Source organism: Leeia oryzae DSM 17879 (assembly GCF_000376945.1).
Classification (GTDB): Bacteria; Pseudomonadota; Gammaproteobacteria; order Burkholderiales; family Leeiaceae; genus Leeia; species Leeia oryzae.
On record NZ_AQXU01000013.1, the window covers coordinates 61,227 to 74,666 of the forward strand.

At 50.0% G+C, this 13,440-nt stretch carries 15 protein-coding genes; 11 read left to right on the top strand and 4 right to left on the bottom strand.

Annotated elements, in window-relative coordinates; genetic code table 11:
* Nucleotides 1-84 precede the first annotated feature (84 nt).
* Entirely contained in the window at nt 85-2,502 is a 2,418-nt protein-coding gene (locus F552_RS18225; protein WP_018150014.1) for a sensor domain-containing protein, read from the bottom strand.
* Nucleotides 2,499-3,788: an HD-GYP domain-containing protein gene (locus tag F552_RS0101870; RefSeq protein WP_026182303.1), complete on the bottom strand. Its 1,290-nt coding sequence runs from the start codon at nt 3,786-3,788 to the stop codon at nt 2,499-2,501. Before F552_RS0101870 ends, F552_RS18225 begins: the two co-directional genes overlap by 4 nt.
* A 271-nt stretch (nt 3,789-4,059) precedes the next feature.
* Between F552_RS0101870 and F552_RS0101875 the strand changes: the two genes are divergently transcribed.
* Entirely contained in the window at nt 4,060-4,482 is a 423-nt protein-coding gene (locus F552_RS0101875) for a SirB2 family protein (RefSeq protein WP_018150016.1), read from the top strand.
* A gap of 192 nt (nt 4,483-4,674) precedes the next feature.
* Complete coding sequence (locus tag F552_RS0101880; RefSeq protein ID WP_018150017.1) at nt 4,675-5,070, top strand: group II truncated hemoglobin; 396 nt, start codon at nt 4,675-4,677, stop codon at nt 5,068-5,070.
* A gap of 72 nt (nt 5,071-5,142) precedes the next feature.
* Here F552_RS0101880 and F552_RS0101885 read toward each other — a convergent pair whose 3' ends face one another.
* Together F552_RS0101885 and F552_RS0101890 are read right to left on the bottom strand one after the other, a co-directional pair.
* A complete protein-coding gene (locus tag F552_RS0101885; protein ID WP_018150018.1) occupies nt 5,143-5,856 on the bottom strand; it encodes an SAM-dependent methyltransferase in 714 nt (237 codons plus the stop codon).
* Between the two features lie 4 nt (nt 5,857-5,860).
* Nucleotides 5,861-6,463 carry a Maf family nucleotide pyrophosphatase gene (locus F552_RS0101890; RefSeq protein WP_018150019.1) on the bottom strand — a complete coding sequence of 201 codons (603 nt, stop codon included), beginning with the start codon at nt 6,461-6,463 and terminating at the stop codon, nt 5,861-5,863.
* A gap of 170 nt (nt 6,464-6,633) precedes the next feature.
* On the opposite strand from F552_RS0101890, the gene F552_RS0101895 reads away from it, so the two are divergent.
* The 9 genes from F552_RS0101895 (at nt 6,634) to fabF (ending at nt 13,399) form a co-directional block, all read left to right on the top strand.
* On the top strand, nt 6,634-7,128 hold the full coding sequence (locus F552_RS0101895; RefSeq protein WP_018150020.1) for a YceD family protein: 495 nt from the start codon (nt 6,634-6,636) through the stop codon (nt 7,126-7,128).
* A 27-nt stretch (nt 7,129-7,155) separates the two neighbouring features.
* The gene (gene rpmF, locus F552_RS0101900) at nt 7,156-7,335 is read left to right on the top strand and encodes a 50S ribosomal protein L32 (protein WP_026182306.1); all 180 of its coding nucleotides are present in this window, start codon (nt 7,156-7,158) and stop codon (nt 7,333-7,335) included.
* 111 nt (nt 7,336-7,446) lie between these two features.
* Nucleotides 7,447-8,493, top strand: coding sequence for a phosphate acyltransferase PlsX (plsX, locus tag F552_RS0101905; RefSeq protein WP_018150021.1), 1,047 nt, complete (start codon nt 7,447-7,449; stop codon nt 8,491-8,493).
* Nucleotides 8,494-9,450, top strand: a complete 957-nt coding sequence (locus F552_RS0101910) for a beta-ketoacyl-ACP synthase III (protein ID WP_018150022.1) — start codon at nt 8,494-8,496, stop codon at nt 9,448-9,450.
* 3 nt (nt 9,451-9,453) lie between these two features.
* Nucleotides 9,454-9,933 carry a DUF3617 domain-containing protein gene (locus F552_RS0101915; protein WP_018150023.1) on the top strand — a complete coding sequence of 160 codons (480 nt, stop codon included), beginning with the start codon at nt 9,454-9,456 and terminating at the stop codon, nt 9,931-9,933.
* Nucleotides 9,933-10,850 (top strand): ACP S-malonyltransferase, encoded by a 918-nt coding sequence (gene fabD, locus F552_RS0101920; protein ID WP_018150024.1) that lies wholly within the window; start codon nt 9,933-9,935, stop codon nt 10,848-10,850. Before F552_RS0101915 ends, fabD begins: the two co-directional genes overlap by 1 nt.
* 20 nt (nt 10,851-10,870) lie before the next feature.
* Nucleotides 10,871-11,611 (top strand): 3-oxoacyl-ACP reductase FabG, encoded by a 741-nt coding sequence (gene fabG / locus F552_RS0101925; protein WP_018150025.1) that lies wholly within the window; start codon nt 10,871-10,873, stop codon nt 11,609-11,611.
* A gap of 195 nt (nt 11,612-11,806) precedes the next feature.
* Nucleotides 11,807-12,046 (top strand): acyl carrier protein, encoded by a 240-nt coding sequence (acpP, locus tag F552_RS0101930; RefSeq protein WP_018150026.1) that lies wholly within the window; start codon nt 11,807-11,809, stop codon nt 12,044-12,046.
* A gap of 114 nt (nt 12,047-12,160) precedes the next feature.
* Nucleotides 12,161-13,399 (top strand): beta-ketoacyl-ACP synthase II, encoded by a 1,239-nt coding sequence (gene fabF / locus F552_RS0101935; protein ID WP_026182307.1) that lies wholly within the window; start codon nt 12,161-12,163, stop codon nt 13,397-13,399.
* Nucleotides 13,400-13,440: the final 41 nt, after the last annotated feature.

Consider the following 13,440-nt stretch of genomic DNA (forward strand, 5'->3'; position numbering starts at 1 on the left):
ACAGTGATGGACTAAGTAAAATTACGTAGGAGTGTAACTGAAGGCACACAGGCCTCCAAGGAGAATTTCCCGATCTGCCGATGATCAGTCGGTGACTTTTTTGTCTTTGGTCTCAGAGAAATGATGGTAGAGACGCGAAATCTCATCTGGCGATGTAGGGCGTGCAAAAAGATAGCCCTGAAAGTTATTGCAACCCGTAGAGACCAGAAAATCTCGTTGCGCCCGGGTTTCTACACCTTCTGCCAGTACTTTTAACTTCAAGGCCGTCGCCATATTGATCATGGCGTGAATCAGACCCTCATCCACATGATTGCCAGGGATACCCTTGATGAAGGAGCGGTCGATTTTCAGTGAGTGAATCGGAAACTGTTTCAGATAGGCAAGATTGGAGTAACCGGTACCAAAATCATCAATCGCCAGTTTGATGCCCAACTCTGCCAATGCCTTCAACCGGCGGATGGTATCTTCTACCTCACGCACCAGCGAGGTTTCTGTTAATTCCAGTTCCAGCAAATGGGCCGGAAGCTGATGGCGTAACAGGGCTTCTGCCACTTCATCGACGAAATTGGGTTGCTGAAACTGAAGCGCCGATACATTGACGGCAACCACAATATTCATATTGGCTTTATGCCACACGGCGGCTTGCCGGCAAGCCTCATCCAGTACCCAACTGCCAATCTGCATGATAAAGCCAGTCTCTTCTGCAAGCGGAATAAACTTTCCGGGCGGGACAATGCCTGTCATTGGGTCTTTCCAGCGTATTAATGCTTCTACGCTACCCAGTGTGTGACAATCCGTGTTGATCTGAGGCTGGTAATCCAGATAAAAGAGATTTTGCTTGAGTGCTGCTCGCATCGCATGGTCGAGCTTCATCCGGGACAAAAGTCCGGTATTCATTTGCTGCTGGTAAAAACGCGCTCCAGAGCGACCACGTCCCTTCACATGGTACATGGCACTATCCGCATTCTTGATCAGGTCGTCTGCCGTCAACCCGTTTTCCGGGAATAGCGCAATCCCCAGACTTGCCGTCAGGCTAAAAGCCTGCTGATCAATATCATACGGAATCGTCAGGTAATCAATAATCCGTTTGACGACGCGTTCAGCAGCGACCTCATCGACGTCTTTCAGCAGCAGAATGAATTCGTCCCCTCCCTGGCGTGCGGCAATATCCACAGGCCTCAGACAGGCAACCAGACGTTTGGATACCTCCCGCAGAACCTTGTCACCAAAGGCATGCCCCAGAGAATCATTGATGTGTTTGAAGTGGTCAAGATCAAGGCAAACAACGGCAAAGCTGTTGCCAGGGTAGGGAGAGGCGATCAGGGACGACAGAATATCCTGGAAGAGCGTCCGGTTAGGAAGCCCCGTCAAGCTATCGTGCTGGGTTAGTTCTTCCAGGCGGTCTTTTGCAGCTTTTGATTCACTATTGTCTTTGATAAAAGCAACTACGGCAGCAGATGTATTGGAGTGATGCTTAAGTCGTGTCATGTAAACATCAAACGGATGCTGGATGTCAGTATTTACATTAAACAAGACTTCGCCACGCCACTCACCACTGATCTCAAGCCCATCAAGAATGTTCTGCCGGGTTTCTGTATCTGCCAGCTTTAACAGATCAGGCAGGGAGCTGGCGCCATATTCATTCAGCCTGCTTTGCAGTTGCTCAGCCTTGGGGTTGATGTGCAAGATATTCAAGGCCTGATCCAGAACGATAATCGCATCCAGATTGCATTCGAATACGGAGGCGGCCAGTGTTCTGTCTTGTTCACCGGCAATCAGTCTGCTGATATCCCGGAAATACACCACATAGCCGATCAGCTGATGCTGGACAAATTGCGGCGTAATGGTTTGCTCAAGGTACAGACCTTGCTGTGTCTTGATAATAACCTGTTGTGGTAGCTGACTGGCGCCAAGATTCAGGTAGTTCACCAGCATGAAGTCAGCCGGTTCGGCCAACTGTGGGCCCATAACCAGATCAACAGGCTGGTTTAAAATATCCTTGCCAAGGAGTGCATGATGCTGGAGCCATAGTGCATCAAAGGCCCGGTTATAATTCCTGATCCGCCCGGTAACATCTACAACCACCACCGCATCCGAACAGGCTTCGAGTGTGGATTTTAATTCTGCCACTTCACGCGTCAGTTTTCGCTGTTGCGCGGTATGGTCGCTAATGTCTTTAAATACAACCAGCAATTGCACATCGTCAAGCCGTGTGATGCGTCTCCGGATCAGAATCTGGTGGCCAACGATATTTTGCAGCAGAGTTTCGGAGTCGAGTAGCACGTCCCCGGCATGTTCTCCATCCATACCGGACCAGAATAGCGCATCCTCCGGTGAAGGAAACCATTGCTGCACACTGCTGCCCAGCAATTGCTCTTTCCGCATGCCAGTCAAGGCGCAAGCCATTTCATTGGCTTCATGCACCTGCAAGGTCTCTGCGTCCACAAAAAATGCCGCATCAAAGATGCTATTGATGCAGGCGGGGCTGAGAATTGGACTCAACCGTGCTCTCCCATGACAAGAGAGCGGTTGGTGTGTTCAAAGAAGTAGCTTAACTGTTTTCTGGGGGCCAGGTAGTCAAAAACAGCCTTGGGCAATTGAACGGGTTTGATTGATTGCTTGATCCCGAGATCGTTGACATGTTCCAGATTGATGACGGGAGCATGCTCACGAGCCACTTTGGGCTCGTAAGCCAGAATAGTCGGCTTTAAAGGCTTGTTCGGATTGACCGAGGTGACAATCCCGAATCTGTCATCTGTCAGTTTCACAACTGAGCCAGGAGGGTAAATGCCCATCATTTTGACAAATGATGCCAGCAAGGTTTCGTCAAACTCATGACGAGTCTGGGCAAAGATGGTCCGGAGTGCTTCGTGAGGCGTCAGCATGTCCAGCGGATTGGCATTGTTGCACAGGTTATCATAGCGATTAATCAGCGAAATGATTCTGGCCGCTACTGTCATCCGGTGGACGTTGATACCGCTCGGATAGCCATTGCCGTCGGCGAGTTCATGGTGCTGGCCAATGGCCAGCAACACATGCGGAGGCAATTCCATCTCTCTGCCGATTTCCACCCCTTTGGCAACGTGTTCTTTGAGCAAGGACTTTTCTGCTGAGCTTAGCTGGGTATTCTGAAAACGTAACCGGTCCGGCAAACTGAGTTTGCCAATGTCGTGCAGTAGAGAGCCGACTGTCAATGCGTGCAAGGCCGCTTCTTCCAGTCCCGCATTTTTGCCAAGCAACAGGGATAATACCGTGACATTCACACTGTGAAGCGTGAACTCGTCTCCTGAGCGATCTGCCAGCAAGCGGATGGCCACATTATCATCCATCAGCTCCTGAATGAGGCTGCTGGCCAGTGCATCGACTTTTTGTTTTGCCTGTTGCGGTTGAGAAAATACTTCTTTGGTCAGGACCCTGAGCTGCCGGCAAGCGTCGTTGTAATGTTTCTCGCATTCTTGCAGGCTGGCTTGTTGTTCATGTTCTTTTTTGTGGGCCAGCTTTTTCTGGGCGATTTCTTCGGCAGCCAGCTCGCGTGCCTGAATCATTTCTGGTGTATCGACAGCGACAGGCTCAACCTTCTCTTCTGATAGCGGGAGTGTATCGCTGCGCGCAGGGTCATAGCGCACTTGTTGCAGACCAAGTGAACGAATGGTGTCTATTTGCGTCTGAGAACGAATCTTGAAACGGTTTAAAGAGAATGGGTGAGACATCCAGTCTAACTCAAGCTCGATAAACATCCCGACTCTCAGGCGAGATACATCAATATATTCTAATTCGGGTGCGCTCATTTTGGATAAGTTAACCAATACTAACCGTTCATGGAGATGTTACCTTCAAATAACACCCCTGAATAATGTCATTGGTATCTGTGCGATATCAGGAGGCTACTATATCACTATAGATTAACAAACCAGCATTTTTCATATAAATTTCGCTGGAAAATTGTCTATGGCATAAATACCGGAGATTCTTCATCCGGCGGATTCATGTTTTATGTCACTATAATGGCATGACATTATTGCATGATGAAGAAACAACACCGTATCTGGCCATCAAGACATGGCGATTCTATATAAATTAGAAAAGGCAAATTACATGGTGTTCTATCAAACGGTCAAGCATATACACATGCTGGCGGTCGCATTGTCTGGCATTTTCTTTTTGGTTCGGGGGCGCTGGATGATGCAGCAATCTGAGAACCTTCAAAAAAAGTGGGTTAAGGTACTACCCCATATCATTGATTCATTACTGCTGCTTGCCGCGCTGACCTTGTTATTTTCTGGTGGCTGGTATCACAGCTTGCCTTCCTGGATTGTGGCTAAAATACTAGCGTTAATCATCTATATCGGGCTGGGCACCATGGCATTGAAACGCGGTAAAACGCTGGAAGTGCGGTTGATATGCTTTGTGCTGGCCATCTCGGTGTTTGTCTACATGATACTGGTAGCCATCAGCAAATCTCCCGTGCCAATACTGTCTTAGTTTGGGCGGCATGGCCAGATGGGTAATTGGATTTTACGAATTGCGTCAATGTCAGGCTGGGCTGGTTACTCTCTGCCAAAACAATCCAGTACAATATGTATTGGATTGTGTCTGCTTATGTGTGCCGAGTGACTGGGGCCGTGTGACAGACATCAGATAGCATTAAAAGACAAGCGAAAGCAGTTACTCATCATGTCAGAAGTAAATCAACTTACCCCATACCAGATGCTGGGCGGGGATGCCGTACTGAAACAATTGGTCGACCGTTTTTATCAGATCATGGATCAAGACCCGAAAGCGGCAGAAGTCCGTGCCATGCATCCGGAAGATTTGACCGTGTCTGCAGAAAAGTTATACATGTTCTTGTCTGGCTGGATGGGTGGGCCGGATCTGTACATCGAAAAGTATGGACATCCCATGTTAAGGGCAAGACACATGCCTTTCCCGATTGACAGCCAAGGTCGGGACCAGTGGATGTATTGCATGCTTACAGCTATGAACGAAGTGCCGATGGAAGATGCGTTGCGCCTTCAGCTGGAACAGGCCTTCTTCAGAACGGCGGATTTCATGCGAAATCAGGATGCCTAGTCAGAATAGTCAGATCATTGCCTGACGGCATGTGGAAGTACCAGGAAGGTATCTCCACATGCCGTATTGCGTTCAGTTTGCCAGAAACAGGAACAGGGCAGGGCGTTTATGAAATGCCGGTGCAGACTGTTTTTTCCATTCCCCGACGGTCAGTGTGCGGATTTGTTCTTCCGGACACGTCAGGTCCACTGCAATGCATAGTCTGGTGGCCGGGTTGAGGCTACTTAGCAAGCTATCCAGCATGGCCTGATTGCGGTAGGGTGTTTCAATAAACAGAATGGTTTCTTTATTTTGCCTGGAGTAGATTTCCAGCTGCTTCAGGGTTTTGGTGCGATCGTCGTTATTGGCAGGCAAATAGCCTTGAAAAGAAAATCGCTGCCCATTCAAGCCAGAACCCATGACCGCCAGCAAAATGGAGGAAGGGCCCACCAAGGGTACAACCTTGATGTTGTGCCTGTGTGCCAGCGCCACCAGCTGTGCGCCTGGGTCGGCAACCGCCGGGCACCCGGCTTCGGAAAGCAAACCAACATTCGTACCATCAAGCAGCGGCTGCAACAAGGCTGCCAGCTCATTATCCTGCGTATGTTTGTTCAGAGTCTGTAATGAGAGCTGCTGCAATGGCAGTGCCGTCTCTACTTTTTTCAGGTAAGCCCGGGCTGTTTTTGCATGCTCAACCACAAAATGCGTCAGCGTTCTGGCAATTTGCAATGTGGCTTCAGGAATGTGCTCAATCTGGGCCAGATTTTCATCCAGAGGTGCCGGAATCAAATATAAAATACCTGCCATGTTGTTATGCAACTCCAAGAGGGGGCATGCCAACTTTGATCAGCATGTCGGTTAAAGCCATTAGTGGCAGGCCAATAATGGCGCTAGGGTCGTCACCCCGCATCCATTCCATCAGGATAACACCCATGCCCTCTGTTTTTGCACTGCCGGCGCAGTTATACGGCTGCTCCGCACGCAAATAGGCTTCAATCAGTTCATCCGAATAATCGCGCATCTTGATGTGATATGGCACGACAATCTGCTGGCAGCTGTCCGTGCGTGTATCGAGCAGGGCCAAGGCAGTGTGGAAGGTAAGCGTTTTTCCACGCATTTTCTGCAGTTGCAGCACCGCCCTGTCATGAGTGCCTGGTTTGCCCAGTTGCTCGTCACCCAGCAAGGCGACTTGATCGGATCCGATAATCAGTGCGCCAGGAAACTTTGCGGCAACTGCACGCGCTTTTTGCACTGCCAGACGATCGGCTGTTTCTGCAGGCCCTTCGCCTGGGAGGGGAGTTTCATCAATATGTGGCCCTGCTACCTCGAAAGGAAGCCCCAGTCTTTGCAGAAGCTCTTTACGGTAAGGGGACGTTGAAGCAAGAACGAGTTGTGGCTGGTTTGATTCTGTCATGATCGTGTGGCTGGATGATATCTTTTAAGATGATTGATTAGGGCTTCAAGCCAAGTCTGGTATAAAATAGCGGTAAATCACGCCATTTTCCACATTTCATGCTGGCTACAGTGAGGTTTTGTCAGAGATGCTTTGACAAAAGTTGTCAGTAATAATATCATGCTGCGTTTATGTCAGAACAGTTCATTATCCATAATTTGCGTTTCGCCGAAGGTAAAGAGCAGATTGATGCGGTTTTGCCGCAATCTTCTTTTGCCCGTTTAAGCGCAGAGGTGGTACGGCCTACTGGGGATGTGCATTTCCGATTAACGGGGGGGCGCAACAGTTTAGGGTTGCCAGTCTTGGATCTGGCGGTTTCAACCACAGTTGAACTGGTCTGTCAGCGATGCATGAATGTCATGACAAGCGATATCGTTTCTGAAAGCCGCCTCGTGGTGGTAGATAAAGAATCACTTATCGACGAGTATGACAGTGACGAAGAAGATGCCATCCTTGAGGATGCAGAATTTTCGGTGCTTGAGCTGGTAGAAGACGAACTTCTGCTGGTATTGCCTGCATCGCCCAGACATGAAATGTGTGTGGATTCGTCAGCTGCAAAAGCGGCGGCAGAAGCCAATAAAAAACCCAACCCGTTTGCGGTGTTGGCCGAACTGAAAAACAGATAATTTTACAGGTTTAGTCAAGGAGTCATCATGGCCGTTCAACAGAACAAAAAATCCCCATCAAAACGTGGTATGCACCGCGCTCACGATTTTCTAACTACACCTCCATTGGCTGTTGAGCCAGTGTCTGGTGAAGTGCATCTGCGTCACCACATCAGCCCAAATGGCTACTATCGTGGTCGTAAAGTACTGAAGACCAAAGGCGAATAATTTGCCTGCCGCTTTTGCGGTGCAATATCAAACTGCTATGACTGACAGCAAATTCATGTCTGAAGGTCATAGCAGCTTCTCTCCCTACCTAAAGAAATTAAAATCCAGTCGATGAAAATCACAATTGCCGTAGACGCCATGGGCGGCGATCACGGTTGTCGTGTCACCGTTCCGGCTGTGCTCAAATTTCTTGAGCTACATCCCTCCGTTCATATTATTCTGGTTGGCATGACCGACGTGATCGAATCTGCACTGGCAGGTCGCGGGCACCTTTTTGCCGAACGCTTGTCTATCTTGTCAGCAACAGAAGTGGTCGGGATGGACGAGTCACCACAATCTGCGCTCAAGAACAAAAAGCAATCATCCATGCGGATTGCGATCAATCAGGTAAAAGAAGGGACTGCACAGGCTTGTGTTTCAGCCGGCAATACCGGCGCCCTGATGGCGACCGGGCGTTTTGTACTGAAAATGTTACCCGGAATTGAACGCCCTGCGATTGCCAAAGTCATGCCAAATGTAAAAGGCCATAGCGTTGTGCTGGACCTTGGGGCAAACATCGATTCAGAAGCATTGCATCTGTTGCAGTTTGGTGTCATGGGGTCCATGCTGGCGTCAGCCTTGTTAAATATCGAAACACCATCTGTCGGTTTGCTTAACGTGGGCACCGAAGATATCAAGGGTACACCTGTCATCAAAGAGGCTGCTGCGTTGCTGAAAAGTAGCGGCCTGAATTATTACGGTTATGTTGAAGGTAACGATATCTACAAGGGTACAACCGATGTTGTTGTCTGTGACGGTTTTACAGGGAATGTTGCGTTAAAAACTTCGGAAGGTTTGGCCACCATGGTGAACACCTTCTTGCGTGCAGCATTCGGTAAAAACTGGCTGACAAAATTTGCAGCATTGGTGGCTTATCCGGTACTCTCTGACTTCAAAAAACGGGTTGATCACCGTCGTTACAATGGGGCGAGCCTGCTTGGCCTGCGCGGAACGGTGGTAAAGAGTCATGGTTCTGCTGACGAACTGGCTTTCCGGTATGCACTGGAACAAGCCCTTCGTGAAGTGGAAAATAAGGTTATTCCTCGTACCGCTGAAAAGATGTCCGAGTTTCAGATGCGTGTCGATTCTTCGAGTGATACGGTTCAAGAGGCGATATAGATGTTTGCTAGAATCATTGGTACGGGAGGTTATCTCCCTGAGAAGTGTGTAACCAACAAAGATCTGGAGTCTGTGGTTGAGACTTCTGATGAATGGATTTTTACCCGTACAGGGATTCGTCAGCGTCATATCGCAGCGGATGGTCAACTGACGAGTGATCTGGCGCTGGTGGCCAGCCAGCGTGCACTGGAAAGCGCTGGCATTGATGCCAAAGACCTTGACCTGATCATTGTGGCAACTACCACGCCGGATATGGTTTTCCCGAGTACTGCATGCATCTTGCAACAAAAACTGGGGGCGGGCGCATGCCCTGCCTTTGATATGCAGGCGGTTTGCAGCGGGTTCGTGTATGCCTTGGCAACAGCTGAAAAATTCATCAAGACTGGCTCTGCCAAGCGCGCACTGGTTGTCGGTGCCGAAACCCTGTCACGTATTGTCGACTGGAAAGACCGTACCACTTGCGTCCTGTTTGGAGATGGCGCGGGTGCCGTTGTACTTGAGGCCTCAGAGGAGACCGGCATCTTGTCCAGCGTCCTCAAGGCAGATGGTAACTATTTGCCTCTGTTGAATGTCCCGGGACAGGTTCGCCATGGCGCTGTTGAAGGAACACCATTCATTCATATGGATGGCCAGGGCGTATTCAAGTTTGCCGTTCGTTCGCTGGGTGAAGTGGGTGAAGAGGCTTTGGCTCAACAGGGTATCGATAAGACAGAACTTGACTGGCTGATTCCACACCAGGCAAATGCACGCATTATCGAGGCGACTGCCAAGAAGCTGGGTATGCCTATGGAGCGCGTCGTGATGACGGTAGAGCGCCAAGGCAATACCTCGGCAGCTTCTGTGCCGCTGGCGATTGACGAGGCTGCACGTGAAGGAAAATTAAAGCGCGGTGACCTTGTCATGCTGGAAGGCATTGGCGGTGGTTTTGCTTGGGGAGCAATCTTGTTAAGGTGGTAAATCATGCGACGATCTTTGGGTTTTCTGGTGTTGTTATTGCTGCTTGCAAGTGCCTTTGATTGCGCACTAGCGGGTTCCCCTGTGGTACTGAAAGCAGGTAACTGGCATCTGAAAAATATCTCCACCCATTTCTTGATGGGGAAGCGGGAAAAAACCAAAGATCGCTGTTTTGATATGGCTTTAACCAAAGATTTGAGCAGTGATCTGAACCGATTGCTGGGCGACCAAAAGCAACAATGTCAAACCAGCCATTATCTGCGAACTGGTGATCATCTTTCCTGGCAAGTACGCTGTGATGACAAGGCGGTTTTGGTGGGCAAGGTAGATGTCTGGCTGGAAAATGACACTCACTACCATGGCACTGGCACAATGCACAGTGAAGGCTTGTGGCCCCCTGGCGAGTTGAAGTCTGAATTTAGTGGTGTCTACCTGGGTGAGTGCCCGGTGACACCTGAAAAACAAGAAAAAACAGGAGAAAAGTAATGTCAGTCGCTTTTGTATTCCCTGGGCAAGGCTCACAGTCTGTGGGGATGATGAACGCATTTGCCGATATTGCCGTTGTAAAAGACACATTTGCAGAGGCGTCTTCCGTGCTGGGCATGGATGTCTGGCAACTGGTGTCTGAAGGGCCTCAAGAATCCTTGAACGCTACTGTTAATACCCAACCTGTCATGCTGACGGCCGATGTCGCTGTTTACCGCGCATGGCTAGCGCAAGGTGGTGCCGTACCTGCGATGGTCGCTGGCCATAGCCTTGGTGAATATGCTGCACTGGTGGCTGCAGAAGTGCTGAGCTTTGCCGATGCATTACGTTTGGTGAAACTTCGTGCAGAAGCCATGCAGTCAGCTGTGCCTGAAGGTGTGGGTGCCATGGCCGCCATTCTGGGGCTTGATGATGCGGTATTGCAGGCTGCCTGTGATGAAGCAGCACAAGGCGAGGTGGTGGCGCCGGTTAACTATAACTCGGCTGGCCAAACCGTGATTGCAGGGCATAAGGCTGCTGTTGAGCGTGCCTGTGAGCTGGCCAAGGCCAAAGGTGCCAAACGTGCCTTGCTGCTGCCTGTATCTGTGCCCTCACATTGTGAACTGATGAAACCCGCAGCAGAAAAGCTGGGGGCAGCACTGTCAGGCTTGGCAATCAATGCACCAAAAATGCCTGTTCTGCATAATGTGGATGTTGCGACACATGATGCGCCTGCAGATATTTCAACCGCGCTGGTGGAACAACTGTATCGTCCGGTGCGCTGGGTTGAAACCGTGCAGAAGCTTGCGGAAAACGGGGCGACCGTCATTGTGGAATGCGGTCCTGGCAAAATCTTGCTGGGCTTGAACAAGCGTATTGCAGCGGAAGCCAGGCATGTGGCATTTACCGACCCTGCGCAGTTTGCTGAATTGGCTTAATCTTCGGGATATCTGGAATCATGTTAGAAAATAAAGTTGCTTTGGTGACGGGTGCGTCACGTGGTATTGGCAAGGCCATTGCGCTTGAGCTTGGCCGTCAGGGAGCGATTGTCATCGGAACAGCAACGTCTGATACCGGTGCTGCAGCCATCTCGGCATATTTGGCTGAAGCTGGCATCAAAGGCGCAGGCAAGACGCTGAATGTCACTGATCCAGCACAGCTGGATCAGATAATCTCCGATATCGAAGCATCGTTTGGTAGTATTGCTGTTTTGGTGAATAATGCTGGCATTACACGCGACAACCTGCTGATGCGGATGAAGGACGACGAGTGGGATGACATCATGAATACCAATCTGAAACCGGTGTTCCAGTTGTCTCGCGGAGTCATGAGAAGCATGATGAAGGCTCGCTGGGGCCGTATCATCAATATCGCTTCTGTAGTGGGTGCTACGGGTAACCCCGGGCAAACCAACTATTCCGCAGCCAAGGCCGGTCTGATGGGGTTTAGCAAGTCGCTAGCCCGCGAAGTGGGTAGCCGTAACATCACCGTTAACTGTGTGGCCCCGGGATTCATTGATACGGACATGACCAAAGTATTGCCAGAGGCTCAAAAAGAAGCCTTGACCGGGCAGATTGCACTCGGCCGCCTGGGGCAGCCAGAAGAAATTGCATCTGTTGTCGGCTTCCTTGCAGGGCAGGGTGGTGCCTATATTACCGGCCAGACGCTGCATGTGAATGGCGGCATGTACATGGGCTAAGGCTTGGTTTTGGGCAAAAATTGTGGTATTCCCGCATATTTTGAACAAAATATTTTGTCGGTTTTTGTAGTGTTTTTTATAGTTCTTTGTTTTTAAATGGTTTTTTATTGCTGGCAGGGAGTTTGGGTTTTCCCTTAAATTTGCTACAATGCCAGCGCTTTTAATGAATCCTGTCGAAAGGAATGGTTTAGTCAAATGGAAAACATCGAAGCGCGTGTTAAAAAGATCGTTGCCGAACAACTTGGCGTTAACGAAGCAGAAGTTAAAAACGAATCTTCATTCGTAGACGATCTGGGCGCAGATTCCCTGGACACCGTTGAACTGGTGATGGCACTGGAAGAAGAGTTCGAGTGCGAAATCCCGGATGACGAAGCAGAAAAGATCACCAACGTTCAGCAAGCTATTGACTACGTCAATGGCCACCTGAGCAAGTAAGTAGATTGATGAACGGGCGCCTTAAAAAGCGCCCGATTCATATTGATTATCTTGACTGCTGTAACTACAGCGTAGCCGTTGCCGGTTTCGCTTGTATCAAGCACGGAGAGAGCGTTGTCTAAGCGTAGAGTAGTGATTACAGGTTTGGGGCTGATTTCCCCGGTGGGCAATACCGTCGCAGAAGGTTGGAATAACCTGCTGGCTGGTAAAAGCGGCATTACGCGCATCACCAAGTTTGACCCGACAAATTTCGCCGCGCAAATCGCAGGTGAAGTAAATGATTTTGACGTCACGCAGTATATTCCTGCAAAGGATGCGCGACGTATGGATACCTTTATCCATTATGGTCTGGCAGCAGGCATTCAGGCAGTCAAAGACGCCGGAATCGATGCGGCCGGTATCAACCCGGAACGTATTGGTGTCAATATCGGTTCTGGTATCGGTGGTCTGCCACTGATTGAAGATACCTACAAAGTCTTGCAAGAGGGTGGCCCTCGCAAGATTTCTCCATTCTTCATTCCGGGTGCCATCATCAATATGATCGCAGGTCATCTGTCGATCATCTTCGGTTTCAAAGGACCGAACTACGGTATCGTGTCTGCTTGTACGACAGCGACCCACTGTATTGGTGATGCAGCACGCCTGATTGAGTATGGCGATGTAGACGTAATGGTGGCTGGCGGAGCGGAAGCAACGGTATCCCCGCTGGCGATTGGCGGCTTTGCTTCTGCACGTGCACTGTCTACCCGCAATGATGATCCGGCCACAGCATCCCGTCCGTGGGATACTGGCCGTGACGGCTTTGTACTGGGTGAAGGTGCGGGCGTTCTGGTGCTGGAAGAATATGAGCATGCCGTTAAGCGTGGCGCCAAGATTTATGGCGAGTTAGCTGGCTTTGGCATGAGTGCGGATGCACATCATATGACTGCCCCGTGTGAAGATGGTGAAGGTGCGGCACGTAGCATGGTTAATGCCATGAAGAATGCTGGCTTGACCATGGACAAGGTAGACTATGTGAATGCGCATGGCACATCTACCCCATTGGGTGACGTGGCTGAAACCATTGCCATCAAGCGTGCATTTGGCGAGCATGCCAAGTCATTGGCCGTAAGCTCAACCAAATCTGCAACTGGCCATTTGCTGGGTGCTGCGGGTGGCGTAGAAGCGGTGTTCTCTACTTTGGCAATCCATCATCAGGTTGCTCCTGCAACGATCAATTTGCATGATATTGATCCGCAGTGTGACCTGGATTACATCCCGAATACGCCTCGCGAAATGAAGATTGATGTTGCAATCTCCAACTCGTTTGGTTTTGGCGGTACGAACGGTACGCTGGTATTCAAGCGCGTGTAATTGGCCTGTATTTCAACCCGCTTTTCTGTCGGGTTTGATCG

Bases quoted from the DNA above. Each gene is read 5' to 3' on its own strand.
- F552_RS0101870 (WP_026182303.1), bottom strand. From the start codon at position 3,788: ATGAGCGCACCCGAATTAGAATATATTGATGTATCTCGCCTGAGAGTC.
- rpmF (WP_026182306.1), top strand. From the start codon at position 7,156: ATGGCCGTTCAACAGAACAAAAAATCCCCATCAAAACGTGGTATGCAC.
- fabG (WP_018150025.1), top strand. From the start codon at position 10,871: ATGTTAGAAAATAAAGTTGCTTTGGTGACGGGTGCGTCACGTGGTATT.
- plsX (WP_018150021.1), top strand. From the start codon at position 7,447: ATGAAAATCACAATTGCCGTAGACGCCATGGGCGGCGATCACGGTTGT.
- F552_RS0101875 (WP_018150016.1), top strand. From the start codon at position 4,060: ATGGCGATTCTATATAAATTAGAAAAGGCAAATTACATGGTGTTCTAT.
- F552_RS0101890 (WP_018150019.1), bottom strand. From the start codon at position 6,463: ATGACAGAATCAAACCAGCCACAACTCGTTCTTGCTTCAACGTCCCCT.
- F552_RS0101895 (WP_018150020.1), top strand. From the start codon at position 6,634: ATGTCAGAACAGTTCATTATCCATAATTTGCGTTTCGCCGAAGGTAAA.
- F552_RS0101885 (WP_018150018.1), bottom strand. From the start codon at position 5,856: ATGGCAGGTATTTTATATTTGATTCCGGCACCTCTGGATGAAAATCTG.
- F552_RS0101915 (WP_018150023.1), top strand. From the start codon at position 9,454: ATGCGACGATCTTTGGGTTTTCTGGTGTTGTTATTGCTGCTTGCAAGT.
- acpP (WP_018150026.1), top strand. From the start codon at position 11,807: ATGGAAAACATCGAAGCGCGTGTTAAAAAGATCGTTGCCGAACAACTT.
- F552_RS0101880 (WP_018150017.1), top strand. From the start codon at position 4,675: ATGTCAGAAGTAAATCAACTTACCCCATACCAGATGCTGGGCGGGGAT.
- fabD (WP_018150024.1), top strand. From the start codon at position 9,933: ATGTCAGTCGCTTTTGTATTCCCTGGGCAAGGCTCACAGTCTGTGGGG.
- F552_RS0101910 (WP_018150022.1), top strand. From the start codon at position 8,494: ATGTTTGCTAGAATCATTGGTACGGGAGGTTATCTCCCTGAGAAGTGT.